Origin of the sequence: Streptomyces sp. NPDC056734, assembly GCF_042790455.1 — a bacterium.
GTDB lineage: Bacteria > Actinomycetota > Actinomycetes > Streptomycetales > Streptomycetaceae > Streptomyces.
In genome coordinates this window covers 228,796-243,944 of the sequence record NZ_JBHTZD010000003.1, presented here as the reverse complement: position 1 = coordinate 243,944, position 15,149 = coordinate 228,796, and the positions used below count along the sequence as shown (strand labels likewise).

The window sequence follows — 15,149 nt, the reverse complement described above, 5'->3', positions numbered from 1 at the left end:
GCTGCCGGGGCGCCGCCGCAGGACAGCCCCGGCGGCCGGTTCGCCCGTCGTGGAGCGGCGGCTCCGGCAGCCGTCCCGTCCATCGTGCGACTACGGCCCCGGCGGCCGTTTCGTCAATCCTGCTACGACGGCCCAGGCAGCCGTCCCATCAGTCGTGCAACATCAGTCGTGCAACGTCACTCCTGGGCCGGCAATTCCACGACGACCGTGCCGAAGTGCCGCCCGTCGATCATCTCCCGTACGGCGTGCGGGGCCCGCTCGATGCCGATGACGCGGCTCAGGGGCGTGCGGATGGCGCCGGACCGCAGCCAGCCGGCGAACCGCTCGGTCCATTCGGCGTCCACGCCGGGGTGTTCGGCGCCGGTGTAGCCCTGGAGGGTGACGCCCTTGACGATGAGCCGGAAGGTGTCGAGCCGTACGGGCGCGTCGCCGCCGGAGCCGTCGGCGGCGAACTGTCCGGACAGCGCGCCGACGAGGGCGAACCGGGCCCCCTGCCGGGCCGCGTCGACGGCGGCGGCGAGCTGGATGCCGCCCACGTTGTCCAGCAGCACGTCGATGCCGTCCGGCGCGGCCTCGGCGAGCTGCGCGGCGAAGGCCCGGTACACGTCCGTGGCCTCGTCCGCGCGCCAGGAACCGGCGGTCAGGACCGTGTCGTAGCCCGCCTCGGCGACGAGTCGCGCGGCCTTGTGCGGTGAGCCGGTGGTGCCGATGACCCGGCCCGCGCCGAGCAGCCGGGCGATCTGCCCCGCGAGGGAGCCGACCCCGCCGGCGGCGCCGGTGACCAGGACGACATCGCCCGCACGGACCCGGGCGAGCCGGGTCAGCGCCCCGTAGGCGGCGGAACCGGAGGCGAGCAGGGCGGCCGGCTCGGGGAACTTCGGGTCGACGGGGGTGCACTGCGTCACCGGGACGCGCGCGTACTCGCGCCAGCCGAGCGGGTGGGTGACCAGGTCGCCCACGCTGAGCGCGCTGCCGTTCGGGGCCTGGACCACTTCGCCGAGGGCGGGCCCGAACAGGGTGTCGCCGGGGCTCAGTGTCGGTACGGGCGTGTCCCGCGCCTTGCCGCCGATCAGGGTGCGCAGTCCGCCGAAGACCAGGAACCCGTGGTTGCGGACCAGGGCGTGATGCTCGTCGGCGGTGGGCAGCGGGACTTCGGCCACGGTGAAGTCGGCGGGCGTGGGCAGACCGTCGGGCACGGCGGCGAGCCGCACTTCGCGGTGGGTACGGGGGTGGGTGGGCCGGGATGCGGTCATCGGCGCTCCTGACGCGGTGGGCGGGCACGGCGCAGGGACGTTAACCCTTGACCCGCACGTCAGGGGCAACCCGAACCCGGCAGCACCCGGCGTCCCGGCCCCGCCCGAACCGGTGGGCCGAGGCCGTACAACGCCCCCTCACCCATGGGTCAGGTGGGGCGGAGGGAGTCCAGGAGCCGGGTCAGTGCGGCCTGGGTGTGGTCCAGGTGGAGACGCGGGTCGGGGGTGGTCGCCAGCCACAGGGCCGCTTCGTTCATCGCGCCCGACAGGAGGTGGACCAGGGGCTCGACCGGCTGGGGGACGATGCGTCCCGCGTCGCGCAGGGCCGTGAGGATGTCGGTCAGATGGCGGACCGAGGCGGCTTCGTCCATCGCGCGCCACTGGGCCCAGCCCAGGACGGCCGGGCCGTCGATCAGCATGATGCGCTGGAGGTCCGGATCGGTGGCCGCGGTGAGGAACTCCCGGCACCCGGTGGTGAGCTGGTCCCAGGGGTCCTCGCACCCCTCGGCCGCCACGGCCACCCGGTGGCCCACCTCCTGCTGCACCTCCTCCAGCACGGCATGGAACAGCTCCGCCTTGGTGGCGAAGTGGTGGTAGAAGGCGCCCTTGGTCACCCCCGCCGCACGGACGATCTCCGCGACCCCGACCCCGGCGTACCCATCGGCGGCGAACGCCTTCCTGCCCTCCCGCAGCAGCGTCCGCCTGGTCTGCTCCCGCTGCCGCGCCCGGACGCCCTGCTCGCCCATCACCGTGCCGCCTTTCGTCGCCCTCGCCCTGCTCTCTCGCCATCATTTTGACATACCTGAGGTATGTGAAGTAGCTTGGTTCGCATACCTCAGGTATGTGAAAGGGGTTCGACCATGCGCCTGACCAGCTTCTATCCCGTGATCGGCACGGCACGGCTGAAGGAGTCACACGACTTCTACACCCGGCTCCTCGGCTTCGAGACGACCTTCGAGGCCGACTGGTACGTCAGCCTGCGCCACCCCGGCCCGGCCGCCCACGAACTCGCCCTGCTCGACCACACCCACCCGACCATTCCCGAGGGCCACCGCCACCCCGCCCGGGGACTGGTCCTGAACTTCGAGGTCCCCGACGTGGACGCCGAGTGGGACCGGCTCGTCGTGCGCGAGGGGCTCCGCCCTCTGCTCCCCCTGCGCGACGAGGACTTCGGGCAGCGGCACTTCATCGTCGCCGATCCAAGTGACGTACTGATCGACATCATCACCCCCATCGCCCCGTCGCCCGAGTACGCCGAGCAGTACACCGGCTCCTGACGGCGGGGGTCAGCCGGTCCTGGCCAGGGCGGCGAGGCGGCCGCCGAGGGCCGTGGAGAACAGGTCGGTGACCTGGCCCAGGGCCTCGGCGGCGGCCGGGGCGACCGTCGTGCTGCCGTCGGCGTCGACGGTGATGTCCTTGTCCAGGGTGAACCAGCCCGGCACTATGTGCGCCGCGCCCATCGAACTGAGCACCGGGCGCAGCGCGTAGTCGATGGCCAGCACATGCGCGGTACTGCCGCCGGTGGCCAGCGGCAGAACGGTCTTGCCGGTGAGCGCGTACTGGGGCAGCACGTCGAGCAGCGCCTTGAGCAGGCCGGAGTAGGCGGCCTTGTAGACGGGGGTGCCGATGACGATGCCGTCGGCCTCGGCGAAGCGGGCGGTGGCCTCGACGATCGCCGGGTGCCCGAAGTCGGCGCCGAGCAGTGCCTCGGCGGGCACCGTGCGCGCGTCCAGGGTGGTCACCTCGTGGCCCTGGCGGCGGAGCCGGTCGTCGAGATGGCGTACGAGGCGGGCGGTGCGGGAGGTGGCGGAGGGGCTGGCGGAGACGGACAGGATGGCGGCCATGCGGACCTTCCGGGGTGGGCTGGGTCAGGGGGTGGAGTGGTGCACGCGGCTCACCAGGCGCTGGACTCCACCGCGATGAGCGGCTTCAGCTCATTGCGCAGGGTCTCCAGGAAGGTGACGATCTCGGCGGCGACGGACCGGTGCTGGAGGTCGTTGAGGACGTCGTGGTGGGCGCCGCGCACCACGGAGAGCCGGGCCAGGTCCAGGGACTTGGCGGTCCGGGCCAGCGCCTCGTGGTCGGCGAGCGGGTCGGCGTCCCCGGCGAGGAGCAGGACGGGCACGCCGGGTTCGCCGGTGTGGGCGGCCGTCAGCAGGGCGGCGGGCAGCGGGGTGCCGAGTGCGCCGCGCGCCACCCCGGAGTCCTCGCTGAGGGTGCCCCGGTGGGCGGGGCAGGAGGTGCGTACGTCGAGTTCCTCGTCCCAGGTGCCGACGGCGGCGGCGCCCTCGCCGGGCAGGCCCGCCAGGACGAGGGCGTCCGGGCGCGGTGCCCCGGGGACACCGGCCAGCGCGGCGAGCGCGGCGGCGCCCGTGTCGGCGCCCAGCAGGACGACGGGGTGCACGACGCCGTCCTCACCCGCGGCGCCCTCCACGGCGGCGGCGACGCGGTGGGCGAGGGCGGTCAGCGACGCGTCCGGTTCCCGGGAGTCGATGTCCGGGGCGTCGATCACCCGGACCCGGTAGGCGTCGGCGGCCAGTCGCCGGCCGAGCCGGGCGTAGGTCGCCCTGGTCTCACCCCGGCCGGGCACCACGACGACGGTGCCTCGGGTGCGCAGGCCGGCGGGGGCGTGGTAGTCGGTGCCGTGGGTGGGGTCCGCCTGGCTGGTTGGGTCGGTGTCGGGGATGCGGGCGGTGTCGGGGATGCGGGCGGTGTCGGGGATGCGGGCGGTGTCGGGGGTGGGGGCGGTCATGTCAGGCTCGCTGTTCTGGTCGGTGGGGGTGGGGCGGGGTCGGGTGGGTGAGTGCCACGTCGTGGGCGTGGCCCAGTACCTGGTCCAGGACGGCACCGGCGCCGCCGTCGGGCAGTCGCGCGCCCCGCCAGGCCACGTGCTGGTCGGGCCGGATCAGGACATGGGCGGTGCCGTAGACCGCGCGGGCCGCCGGGTCGGTGAGGTGGACGACGGTGAACGGCAGGCCCCGGGCGGCGGCCTCGGCCGTGAACGCCCGCTCGGCGGTGCGGTCCTGGGTGAGCACGAGGAGGGCGAACGACCAGCCGATACGGTCGTACAGGGTGCCGCCGCCGGGATCGACGGGGCCGTCGGGCGCGCGGTGGCCGGGGCGCGGGTCGTCCTCGTAGGCGTCGGGCCGCCAGGGCGGTTCGGTGGCGTGCTGGCCGGGCTCGTAGCAGATGGCGGCGGAGGCGTCGTAGCGCTCGTCGAAGGTGACGCCGTCGGCGCCGCCGTGGTCCTGGCGCAGGCGCGCGGCGATGGCGGTGCGGCGGTGCTCGGCGGCGGGGCCGAGGTCGGTGTCGTCGGGGATACCGGCCGCGCGGATCTCGGCGAGGGCCGCGCGGTCGCGCCGGGTCCGGTCCAGGGCGTGATCGGCGACGCGCCGGTTGTGCGGGCGGCGTTCCTGGTCGTAGGAGTCGAGGAGCGCGGGCGGGGCGTGCCCGGCCAGGACCGCCGCCAGTTTCCAGCCGAGATTGACCACATCCCCGATGCCCTCGCCGAGGTTGCCGCCGGGGGTACGGACGTGGGCGGCGTCCCCGGCGAGCAGGACCCGGCCGCGGCGGAAGGTCTCGGCGATGCGGGTGGCCTCGTAGAAGGTGGTCGCGGAGAGCAGTTCCAGATCGAGGTCGAAGCCGAAGGCGGCACGGGCGGTGGCCAGGAGTTCCGGCTCGCCGGGCTGGTGGTCGAGGGGGTAGGGGCCCGCGTACACCCGCCATTCGCGGGCGCTGACGGCGGCCAGGAAGCCGGACGCGTGCTGGTTCACGACGATGTTGGTGGCGCTGGGCGCGGGGCCGACGCGGTCGGAGATATCGGTGGTGCGGACGATGAGGCGCAGCCGTTTCTCGGTGGCGTGGGCGCCTTCGCGCCGGATGCCGGCGAGGGCGCGGGTGGTGCTGCCGCCGCCGTCGGCGCCCAGGACGTAGGCGGCGCGGATGGTGTGGGACGCGCCCGGGCCGGTGTCCACGATGCCGGTGACGTCAGTGTCGTCAGTGACCTCTGTGGCCTCGGTGATCTCGGTGATCTCGGCATCGATGCCCTGGGCGTCCTCGCGCAGGGCGGTCAGTTCCCAGCCGCCGGACACGCTCACGCCCTGTTCCGCGAGGCGTTCGAGGAAGACCCGCTGGAACACCGTCTGGGGGCGGCGCAGCGCCTCGGCGGCGGACCGCCTGGGGGTGTTGTCCCAGGCGGTGAACGACGGGCGGGGCGGTGCCAGGAGTTCATGTCCGGCCAGCGAGGTCACCACCCGGATGCCCCGGTTCCACTCGGGTGGGTAGGTCCAGGCGTCCCGGACCCGCTGGAGCAGCCCCCAGCGGCGCAGGTGCTCCACCACCCGGGGGGTGTGGCCCATCGCACCGGCCCGTACCAGGGTCGCGGTGCGGGCCCGGTCGACGACGGCGACCCGGACTCCACGGGCGGTCAGTTCGAGCGCGGCGGCCAGCCCGACCGGCCCGGCGCCGACGATCAGGACGTCCACGGCGGCCGGCGGATCGGCGGCCGGGAAGCGGACGGTGTGGATGTCCCGTCCGCCCGTCGGGGTCAGCGTCTGTGGCGTCGGCAGTATCGGCGTCGGTGGCGTCAGTATCGGCGTCGTCGGCATCGGCGTCGGTGGCGTCGTCGTCTCGGTCATCGGCCGGTTCAGCCGTTCACCGCGGCGCCGCGCTCACGCGTCCAGCGGTTGACGGGGACCGGGAGACCGAGGTTGCCGCGCAGGGTGTCGGCCGCGTACTCGGTGCGGAACAGGCCGCGCTTCTGGAGGATGGGGACAACCCCGTCCACGAACAGGTTCAGATCGTCGTCGGTACGGAAGGCGAGGTTGATCCCGTCGAGGGTCCCCGCGTCGAACCACTGCTCGATGGTGTCGGCGACCGTCTCCGGCGCCCCGACGAACGGCGACTGCCGGAACTCCGAGACGGTCTCGGCGACTTGGCGCAGGGTCAGATTCTCCTGCCGGGCGCGGGCGATGAGCTGGTTGGCGCCGGTGCGCCCGCCCTTCTCGGCGAGGTGGGCGACGTCCGGGAAGGGGGCGTCCAGGTCGTGCACGCTGAAGTCGTAGGCCCCGAAGGCGCGGCCGAGAAGGGCGAGGTTACGGTCGAAGTCGTTGTCCTCCTCGAAGATCTCCCGCTCACGGCGCCGGGCCGCCTCATCGGTCGCGGCGACGACGGGCCCGCCATGGATGAAGATCTTCACGTGGTCGGGGTCCCGGCCGTAGGCGGCGGCGCGGCGCTTGATGTCGGCGTAGTAGTCCCGCGCCTGCTGGAGGCTGCCACCCGGCGCGTAGATGCCCTCGGCGACCCGCGCGGCCAGATCGCGGCCCTCCTCGGAGACCCCGGCCTGGAAGATCACCGGCTGGCCCTGCGGGGAGCGGGACAGATTGAGCGGTCCGGCCACCTTGAAGTGCTCGCCCCGGTGGTTGAGTTCATGCAGTTTGTCGGGGTCGACGAAGACGCCCCGCTCGATGTCCGCGGGGAAGGCGTCGTCCTCGTAGGAGTCCCACAGACCGCGGGCGACCTGGACGAACTCCAGGGCGCGGGCGTAGCGGGTGGTGTAGTCGAGGTGCTCGTCCAGGCCGAAGTTGCGCGAGGCCCCGGTGTCGAAGCTGGTGACGACGTTCCAGCCGGCCCGGCCGCCGCTGATGTGGTCCAGGGAGGCGAACCGGCGGGCCAGGTTGAAGGGTGAGTTGTAGGTGGAGCTGGCCGTGGCCACCAGGCCCAGGTGCCGGGTGTGGGTGGCGACGGCGGACAGCAGGGTCAGCGGCTCCAGCCGGTTGAGGTAGTGCGCCGGATAGGTGGCGTTGATGAACTGGCTGTCCACGATGAACAGCGCGTCGAACAGGGCGTGCTCGGCGGCCTGTGCCTGCCGGATGTAGTACTGGATGTCGATGCTCGCGTTGTTCGCGACGCGCGGGTCCTTCCACAGCCCGTGCTGGCCGGGACCGCCGACACCGTGCGGGTGCAGGGCGAGATGGATCGTGCGGGACATGGGAGACCTCTCTCGGAACGGGGTGGGTGGTCGCTTCGGTGGGTCAGGTGTGCAGCAGGGCGCGCAGGGCCGCGCGTTCGGCCCGGTGGGCGGGGGCCGAACGCAGGGTGGGGGCGGACCGTACGAGCAGCCGGGTGTAGGGGTGCCGGGGGGTGTTGACGACGTCGCGGGCGGCGCCGGTCTCGACCAGTTCGCCGTGGTACAGCACCGCGATGCGGTCCGCGATGCCCACCACCGAGCCGAGGTCGTGGGAGATGAAGACGAGGGCGGTGCCGTCCGCGCGCAACTCCTTGAGGATCTTCAGGATCTGTACGCGGTTGGCGGAGTCCAGGGCGCTGACCGGCTCGTCGAGGATGACCAGGCGGGGCTCGGTGACCAGTGCGCGGGCCACCGCGACGCGCTGCCGCTGGCCGCCGGACAGTTCCCCGGGCAGCCGGTCCAGCAGGTCCTCGTCCAGCCGTACCCGGGCCAGGAAGGTCCGTACGCGGGCCGCCGCGTCGTCGGCCCGGACGCCCTGGATCAGCAGCGGTTCGGCCAGCGAGGCCGCGACGGTCAGGTCCGGGTCGAGGCTGCGCAGGGGGTCCTGGAAGACGTACTGGAGCACGCCCCGCCGACGCAGGTCGCGCCACTGGCGACGGCCGTACGAGGTGACCTCGTCGCCGTCCACCAGGACCGACCCGGCCGAGGCGGGCACCAGGCCGAGGACGGCACGGGCGAGGGTCGACTTGCCGGAGCCTGTCTCACCGATGACGCCGACGGTCTCGCCGGGTGAGACGGCGAGCGAGACGCCATGCAGGGCGCGGCGACGTCGGCGGCGGGGGCCGTAGTGGACGTCCAGGCCGGTGACCTTCAGGACGGGTGGGGGGTCGGTGGGGCGGGTTTCGGGGGGTGGGGGTGGGCTCATGCCGTCGCCTTCTTCGGGTCGGGGGCGAGGGGGAGGTGGGGGGCAGGGTCGGAGTGGGGGGCGGGGTCAGGGTGGGGGGCGAGGTCAGGGGCGGGGTCAGGGTCTCGGGCGAGGAATTTCTCCAGGCCGTACTGCTCGTGTTCGTCGATCAGCAGCCGGGTGTAGTCATGGCGCGGGGCGTGCAGCACCTGGGCGGTGGGGCCCTGTTCGACCACCTCGCCGTGCCGCATCACGAGGACCTCGTCGCACAGGTGGGCGACCACGGCGAGGTCGTGGGAGACCACGACGAGGGCGAGGCCCGTCTGTTCGCGCAGGTCGGCGAGGAGGTCGAGGATCTCGGCCTGGACGGTGACATCGAGCGCGGTGGTGGCCTCGTCGGCGACCAGGACGCGCGGGTCGGCGGCGATGGCGGTGGCGATCAGGACGCGCTGGAGCATGCCGCCGGACAGTTCGTGCGGGTACTGGCCGTAGACCAGTTCGGGATCCCGCAGATGGACGGCCCGCAGCAGTTCGACGGCACGGCGGCGGGCCGCGCGCCTCGGCAGCTTCTTCTTGACCCGGACGACCTCGGCTATCTGGGCGCCGACCCGCAGCGAGGGATTGAGATAGGAGGCGGGATCCTGGAAGACCGCGCTGATGGCGCCGCCGCGCAGGGCCGTCCAGCGGGCCGGGGACAGACCGGCGATGTCCGTGCCCAGGATCTCGATCATGCCGCCACAGACCTCGAAACGGTCGGGCAGGATGCCCAGCGCGGCCCGGCAGGTGAGGGTCTTTCCGCTGCCGGACTCACCGACGATGCCGACCACCCGGCCGGGGGTGAGGGTGAAACTGACGCCGTGCACGATCTCGACGCCGGTGACCCGGTCCCGGATACGGACGTCGCGCAGGGACAGCGCGGGTGGGTGGGGTCCGGGGGTGGGGTGCCGGCCGGGGGCGGGGGTCTCCTCGGCGGTGAGGTTCCCCTTGGAGAGGCGGGTCTCCTCGGGGGTGAGGCGCCCCCCGGAGTCAGGGTTCGCCCCGGAATCAGGGTTCCCCCGGGAGTCAGGGTTCGCCTCGGGCGTGACGCTCTCCTCGGCGGTGAGGTTCTCGGACGCGGTCGTCATCAGGCACCTCCGGTGGCGGCGGGGCGGCCCCGGCCGGGGCGGCGGGTGCGGGCGGCGCGGGCGGTCACCAGTGCGCGGCCCGCCTCGCCGGAGACATCGCGGATGGCGTCGGCGAGGACATTGCCGGCCCAGACGGTGACCATGATGAGCAGCGCGGGGGGCAGCGGTGCCCACGGCCGGTGGCTGAGGTAGCCGAGGTCGGAGGCGAGCAGTCCGCCCCAGGTGGGTTCGGGCGGCTGCACACCGATCCCGAGGAAGGTCAGGCTCGACACGATGACGAAGCCGACGCCGATGGTCTGGGCGAGGGCGACCGCGATCGGCGGCAGCACCTTCGCCCACACGTGCCGGCGCACCACCCAGCCGACGGACGCCCCGGCCAGCAACGCGGCCTCGACGTACGGGGAGCGGGCGACGCCAAGGGTCGCGGCGCGGGAGACCCGGTAGAACAGGGGGGCGACCAGGACGCCGGTGACGAGCATCGCCTGGGTGAGCCCGTTGCCGAGCAGGGCGATCACGGCGACGGCGAACAGCAGGAACGGCAGCGCGACCAGGGTGTCGGCCAGCCGCAGGGTGATCCATTCGAAGGTCCGGCCGAGATAGACCGACAGCATGCCGGGGACGGACCCCACGACCAGCGCGGTGACGGCCACTTCGAGCGCGCCGAGGACGCTGAGCCGGGAGCCGTCCAGCAGGCGGCTCAGCACATCGCGGCCGAGGTAGTCGGTGCCGAGCCAGTGCGCGCCGGACACCGGGGCGAGGGCGTTGTCGCTGGTGGCGAGCGGGTTCTGCGGGGCGATCAGGGGACCGAACAGGGCCAGCAGCGCGATGCCGGCGAGAAGGGCGACGGCGATCCGGCCCGACGGGAGGGCGAGAACACGACGCGGCATGGGTCACACCCCCCTCTGGGAGGCCGGCGTCACACGCGCCAGCACCAGGTTGACGACGAGGTTGAAGGCGACGACCAGGGCGATCGACACCACGAGGACGCCCTGTACGGCGGGTACGTCACCGGCCTGGGCGGAGTCGTTGGCGAACCGGCCGAAGCCCTGGAGGCCGAAGATCCACTCGGTGACGACGGACGCGCCGACCAGCGCGGGGAACTTCAGGCCGAGGGTGGCGAGCACGGGCCCGAGGCCGTTGCGCAGGACATGGCCGAAGAAGATGCGCCGGGGGCTGAGTCCCCGTACGACCGCTCCGGTCACGTAGTTCTCGCGGTGGGCCGCGATGAGGCTGCCGCGCAGCTGGCGGGCGACGTCGGCCACCACGTCGAAGCTCAGCGCGACGGCCGGCAGGGTGATGTGGGCCAGCCAGGGGCCGAACCCGTCGGCGGCGGGGACGTATCCGGCGGACGGGAAGAGGCCCAGGCCGACCGCGAGGACCGCGACCAGCACGATGCCGACGACGAACGGCGGCATCACCGAGATCAGCGTCACGAAGCCGGTGATGGCACGGTCCAGCCAGGTGGTGCGGCGCAGCGCGGCGACGGTGCCGAGGGCGAAGCCCGCGAGCACGCCGATGAGCAGCGCGAAGGTGGCCACCGACAGGCTCACGCCCAGGCCGAGGCCGATCAGGGTGGAGATGTCGGCGCCGTTGGTCCAGCTGGCGCCGAGCTGTCCGTGCAGCACTCCGGTGAGCCAGTCGCCGTACTGCACGAGGAAGGGCCGGTCGAGGCCCCACTGTGCCTCGATACGGGCGACCGCCTCGGGGGTCGCCTGCTCGCCGAGCTGGATCCGTGCCGGGCTGAGCCCGCTGAGCGAGCGCAGTGCGAATGTCACGAACGTCGCGACCAGGAACACCGGCACGAAGATCGCGACCGACCGGGCGAGGGTGAACAGGACCCGGCCCAGTGCCCGCCGGGTCCTGGCCACGGCGACCGGGCGACGCGGGCCGGACCTCGCCGCCGGCGCTTCCGTGGTCGTCATGGGTGCCTCCCTTCTGTCTGGGGCGGCGGCTCAGCCGGCGCCGGAGATGGTCACGCCGGTCCAGTCGATGTGGGCCGGGTTCTTGGGCAGGTCGGAGACCGAGGTGCTCTTGGCGATGAGGTTGGGCTGGGAGTAGGTGAAGACCAGCGCCTGGCTCTGGAGTCCGGCGCGGGTCGCCGCCTGGAGGGTCTCCTGGTAGTCGGGCGAGTCGAGCGGCGTCTGGCGGACCTTGGCGACGGCCTCCTCGAAACCGGCGGGCTCGTAGGGCGTACTGAGGTTGAGCGGGCCGTCGGGGCCGAAGTGCGCGGTCAGGGTCTGCACGGCGGAGTCACGGCCGGTGGTCCCGTACAGGGAGAAGGTCAGGTCCTTGGCGAAGAACGGGGTGGCCCAGTTCTTGTCGATCTTTATGTTGACGGTGATGCCGACCGCGGCGAGCTGGGACTGGACGATCTCCGCCTGCGGGTCCTCGGCGGGAATGACCAGGTCGAGCTTGATCTCGCCGCTCTGGTAGCCCGCGTCGGCGAGCAGCTGCTTCGACTCCTCGGGGTCGTAGGGGTAGGTGTTCTCGGACTCCGGGTCGTAGGCCACGTATCCCTTCGGGAAGGGCTGGTCGGTCGCCTCGCCGTAGCCGAAGGTCAGCTTGTCGACGAACTCGTCGCGGTTGATGGCGTGGCGTACGGCGTCGACGACCTCGGGGTTGTCGAACGGCGCCTTGTTGATGTTGAGGCTGAGGTTGGAGGCGTTGAAGCCGGGCTGGACGAAGACGTCGAGGCCCGCGTCCTTCGCGGCCTGGGCCTGGCTGGGGTCGATGTCGGCGAAGTTGTACACCCCGGTCTGGAGGCCGTTGACGACGGTGGCGGCGTCGGGGGCGGAGGTCAGCTCGACGTTGTCGATGTGGATGTTCTCGGCGTCCCAGTAGTCCGGGTTCTTCTCCAGGGTGACCTTGGTGCCGGGCACCAGCTGGGTCACGATGAACGGGCCCGCGCCGACCGGCTGCTGGTCCAGTTCCTCCGGCGAGGCCGCCGCCTTGGGACTGGCGATCTGGAGGACGCGCTGTCCGAGCAGCTGGGGGATCTGGTAGTCGACCTGGGTGAGGTGGACGATGGCGTCCAGTCCGTCGGCCGTCACGGACTCGATCGAGGTCAGGTCGCCGAACAGCGCCGAGTTCTCCTGGTCCTTGGCCCGCTCGATGGCCGCCTTCACGGCGGCGCCGTCCACGGGTTCGCCGTCGCTGAACGTCAGGCCCGGCCGCAGATGGAAGGTGACCTGGTCACCCTCGGCGTTGTACTCCCAGCTCTCGGCCAGGTCCGGCACGGCGTCGCCGTTCTCGTCGGTACGGGTCAACGAGGCGTACACGAGGGCGAGTTCCCGGAACTGCGCGCTGCTGCCGCTGACCACCGGGTCCCAGTGGGTGGGGAAGTACGACGACGTCCACTTCAGGGTGGAGCTGCCGGACGCGGATCCGGTCTCCCCGGCGCAGGCACTGAGGGTGGGAACCAGCACGGTCAGCAGGACGGTGGCGAGGGCGGTGGCGCGTAGGGGGTGGGTGCGGCGGGGGGTGCTGTGAGACGGGGGCGGGACGGTGACGTGGGTGGGGCCGGGGGCGGTGGCATGGGCGCGGCCTGAATCGGTGGCATGGGTTCGGCCGGCGTCGGTGACGCGGGCTCGGCGGGCCACCACACGGCGGCGGAACTTGCGGAACTTCAGACGTACGGACAGGGCAGACATGGGTTTCTTTCTGCGAGGGCACGGCCCGGGGCAGGGCGGCGGGACGGGGAGGCCGGCACACCGGGGCTCCGCCCGCACGGCGTCGCGTCACACGTCGGGCGCACACCGAACTCGGGCTCCGAGCAAGGGCAAGGGTGAGGACAGGGGTGAGGGTGAGGACAGGAGCAGAGGGCGTCGGCGTCAGCCGGTTCGCACCAGATCCGGGACGGGACCGAGGCGGCGCACGCGCCGACCGGCCCGACTACCGCGAACGCGTCAAACGCCAAGGGGGCAGCGGAAGTCGCGGGAGCCACGGAAGCCGCGCGAACTCCAACTCCCGTGAGGGACGGCACGGTACGACGAGAGCGGCGCTGCGGCGCCGGAAGGGCTGCCCGGCGTCAGCGGACGGAGGGGCGCCGGAGGGCCGGGGCGGCGGAACGGTTCAGCGACAGAGAGCGCTGCTGGTGCGCCGCAGGTCCACGTAGCGGCACACCACACCGGGGTGCGTCGTGAGCATGCGGCAATCCTGCGGTCGTACCTCACCGGCTGTCAATGGACACCAATTGGTGTCTCATTGGGCGGGACGGACCGAGCCCACCTGACAGCAGGTCAGGAGCCGGCCAGCGGAACTTACCGGGCAGCCCGGCCGGCCTGGCGGGCGACGGGACCGGTTGGGTCGACGGCAGGCCCGGTCTCGTGGACGGCAAAGCGGGTTGGGTCGACGACGGGCCTGGCCTGGAGGGCGGCGGGACCGGATTGGAGGGCGGCAGGACGGGATCGCTCGACGGCGGGCCCGACCTAGTGGGCAACGGGCCCCGCCGGGCGGACGGCCGAACCGGTCGTGCCGACGGCAGGCCCCGCCCGGTCGACCGTCGCCGGGTGCGCGGCCGCCTCTCTCGGATGCAGCCACAGAGGCCCGTTCCCGGTGTCGGCGCGGATCGCGTGCGCGGGCGGCCACGCGCCCCGGGTCAGGGCCTTGCGCTCGACGTCGGTGAGGCTGCCGTACCGCTCCAGCGCCTCTTCGGCGGAGAGCGAGGGCGGTTCTGGAAGCGGCTCCGGGCACAGGGAGGTGACGGCGGTGGCGTACTCGTCGTAGCCGCGCCAGCCCGGCACCAGCCGGTGGCCGCCCGGCGAGCGGACCAGCACGGTGGGCAGCGCGTACCGCACGCCGCCGTCGGCGGTCTCCTTGGCCGCGCCGGGATGCGGCGAGGAACCGTGTGCCGTCAGCGCCTCGGGGACCGGGCGCCGCGCCTCGGCGTGATCGGCGCGCACCCGCTCCCGGACCGGTGCGGACATCGCGTCGGCGGACAACCGGGCGAGGTCCAGACCGGGGCAGCCCCGCACCGCCGCCAGGGCCAGCGGCATGGTGTCCGCGGGCCGCCCCAGGACGAACACTGTCTCCCGCAGCCGTCGCAGCGCGCGGTCGGCCACATCGGGGCCCTGAAGTTCCGCCGCCTTCGCGACGAGCGAGGCCGGCCAGGAACTCGCCGCGACCCGGTCGAGACGCGCCGCCCGGGGAGCGCCGGTGTGGGCGGTGATCTCCTCGACGTAGCGCGCGTACCAGGCGGTCTCGGCGGCCGGGTCGGGAGGTGGGTCATCGGCGTCGTCGAAGAGGATGCAGAACACGCGGCGCCACACGACATGGCCGGCCGAGGCCGCGCGCAGCCTGCGCAGCACCGGCTCCGATCCCCAGGCCCACGGGCACAACGGGTCGGTGTACTCGACCACTTCCACCCCCGGCCCGCCGGGCACCGCACTCACGCCGCTCCCCTCCGGCTCAACTGCCCGCTGTCGGCCACGGGCATCAGGGACGCGAGGGTCACCCCGCCCAGGACGGCGGCGGCGTCGGCCTCGATCCGGCGCCAGATCCCGGGCAGGCCGGCCGCGGCGCCCGGATAGTCGAGCCCGGTCAGCGGCTCACCGCGCAGGGTGAGCAACTCGCCGTCGACGGCACGCGAGACATCGAGGAGGGTGATCTCGCCGGCCGGACGGCCCAGCCAGTACCCGCCCTCGCAGCCGCGCTGGCTGCGCACCAGGCCCGCCTTGCGCAACTCACCCACGACGGACTTCAGGAATCTGAACGGAATCTGCTGCGAGGAGGCGATGGCCTCACAGGTGAGCGGGCGGGCCGGTTCGCAGGCGAGTTCCAGCAGCGCCCGCGTGGCGTAATCCGCCTTCGCGGAGATATGCATGCCCTCCATCATGCCCGACGACAACTCCCCGGCGCGGGGCCACTCCCGGCCACAATCCTCCGTTGCGGCAACATTGCCG

The 15,149-nt window shown here is 73.0% G+C and carries 14 protein-coding genes; 1 reads left to right on the top strand and 13 read right to left on the bottom strand.

What is annotated here, in order from left to right; all coding sequences use genetic code 11:
- Positions 1-176: 176 nt before the first annotated feature.
- Positions 177-1,253 carry an MDR family NADP-dependent oxidoreductase gene (locus ACFRFC_RS05305; protein ID WP_382683181.1) on the bottom strand — a complete coding sequence of 359 codons (1,077 nt, stop codon included), beginning with the start codon at positions 1,251-1,253 and terminating at the stop codon, positions 177-179.
- Positions 1,254-1,402: 149 nt separating this feature from the next.
- Positions 1,403-1,999 (bottom strand): TetR/AcrR family transcriptional regulator, encoded by a 597-nt coding sequence (locus ACFRFC_RS05300; RefSeq protein ID WP_382683183.1) that lies wholly within the window; start codon positions 1,997-1,999, stop codon positions 1,403-1,405.
- A gap of 114 nt (positions 2,000-2,113) precedes the next feature.
- Here ACFRFC_RS05300 and ACFRFC_RS05295 point away from each other — a divergent pair, with 114 nt between their 5' ends.
- Positions 2,114-2,530, top strand: coding sequence for a VOC family protein (locus ACFRFC_RS05295; RefSeq protein ID WP_382683186.1), 417 nt, complete (start codon positions 2,114-2,116; stop codon positions 2,528-2,530).
- A gap of 9 nt (positions 2,531-2,539) precedes the next feature.
- On the opposite strand, the gene ssuE is transcribed toward ACFRFC_RS05295, so the two are convergent.
- The 11 genes from ssuE to ACFRFC_RS05240 form a co-directional block, all read right to left on the bottom strand.
- Positions 2,540-3,097 carry an NADPH-dependent FMN reductase gene (gene ssuE, locus ACFRFC_RS05290; RefSeq protein WP_382683189.1) on the bottom strand — a complete coding sequence of 186 codons (558 nt, stop codon included), beginning with the start codon at positions 3,095-3,097 and terminating at the stop codon, positions 2,540-2,542.
- A 50-nt stretch (positions 3,098-3,147) separates the two neighbouring features.
- Positions 3,148-4,005 carry an alpha/beta hydrolase gene (locus ACFRFC_RS05285; RefSeq protein ID WP_382683191.1) on the bottom strand — a complete coding sequence of 286 codons (858 nt, stop codon included), beginning with the start codon at positions 4,003-4,005 and terminating at the stop codon, positions 3,148-3,150.
- A gap of 1 nt (position 4,006) precedes the next feature.
- On the bottom strand, positions 4,007-5,890 hold the full coding sequence (locus ACFRFC_RS05280; protein WP_382683194.1) for an FAD-dependent oxidoreductase: 1,884 nt from the start codon (positions 5,888-5,890) through the stop codon (positions 4,007-4,009).
- Between the two features lie 8 nt (positions 5,891-5,898).
- A complete protein-coding gene (locus ACFRFC_RS05275) occupies positions 5,899-7,242 on the bottom strand; it encodes an LLM class flavin-dependent oxidoreductase (RefSeq protein WP_382683197.1) in 1,344 nt (447 codons plus the stop codon).
- Between the two features lie 43 nt (positions 7,243-7,285).
- Positions 7,286-8,146 (bottom strand): ABC transporter ATP-binding protein, encoded by an 861-nt coding sequence (locus ACFRFC_RS05270; RefSeq protein ID WP_382683199.1) that lies wholly within the window; start codon positions 8,144-8,146, stop codon positions 7,286-7,288.
- Positions 8,143-9,249, bottom strand: coding sequence for an ATP-binding cassette domain-containing protein (locus ACFRFC_RS05265; protein WP_382683202.1), 1,107 nt, complete (start codon positions 9,247-9,249; stop codon positions 8,143-8,145). The genes ACFRFC_RS05270 and ACFRFC_RS05265 overlap by 4 nt, the downstream gene beginning before the upstream one ends.
- On the bottom strand, positions 9,249-10,136 hold the full coding sequence (locus ACFRFC_RS05260) for an ABC transporter permease (protein WP_382683205.1): 888 nt from the start codon (positions 10,134-10,136) through the stop codon (positions 9,249-9,251). Before ACFRFC_RS05260 ends, ACFRFC_RS05265 begins: the two co-directional genes overlap by 1 nt.
- 3 nt (positions 10,137-10,139) lie before the next feature.
- Positions 10,140-11,171, bottom strand: a complete 1,032-nt coding sequence (locus ACFRFC_RS05255) for an ABC transporter permease (RefSeq protein ID WP_382683209.1) — start codon at positions 11,169-11,171, stop codon at positions 10,140-10,142.
- A 30-nt stretch (positions 11,172-11,201) separates the two neighbouring features.
- On the bottom strand, positions 11,202-12,899 hold the full coding sequence (locus tag ACFRFC_RS05250; RefSeq protein WP_382683211.1) for an ABC transporter substrate-binding protein: 1,698 nt from the start codon (positions 12,897-12,899) through the stop codon (positions 11,202-11,204).
- Between the two features lie 777 nt (positions 12,900-13,676).
- Positions 13,677-14,639 (bottom strand): DsbA family protein, encoded by a 963-nt coding sequence (locus tag ACFRFC_RS05245; protein ID WP_382683213.1) that lies wholly within the window; start codon positions 14,637-14,639, stop codon positions 13,677-13,679.
- Complete coding sequence (locus tag ACFRFC_RS05240) at positions 14,636-15,070, bottom strand: RrF2 family transcriptional regulator (RefSeq protein ID WP_382683216.1); 435 nt, start codon at positions 15,068-15,070, stop codon at positions 14,636-14,638. The genes ACFRFC_RS05245 and ACFRFC_RS05240 overlap by 4 nt, the downstream gene beginning before the upstream one ends.
- Positions 15,071-15,149 lie beyond the last annotated feature (79 nt).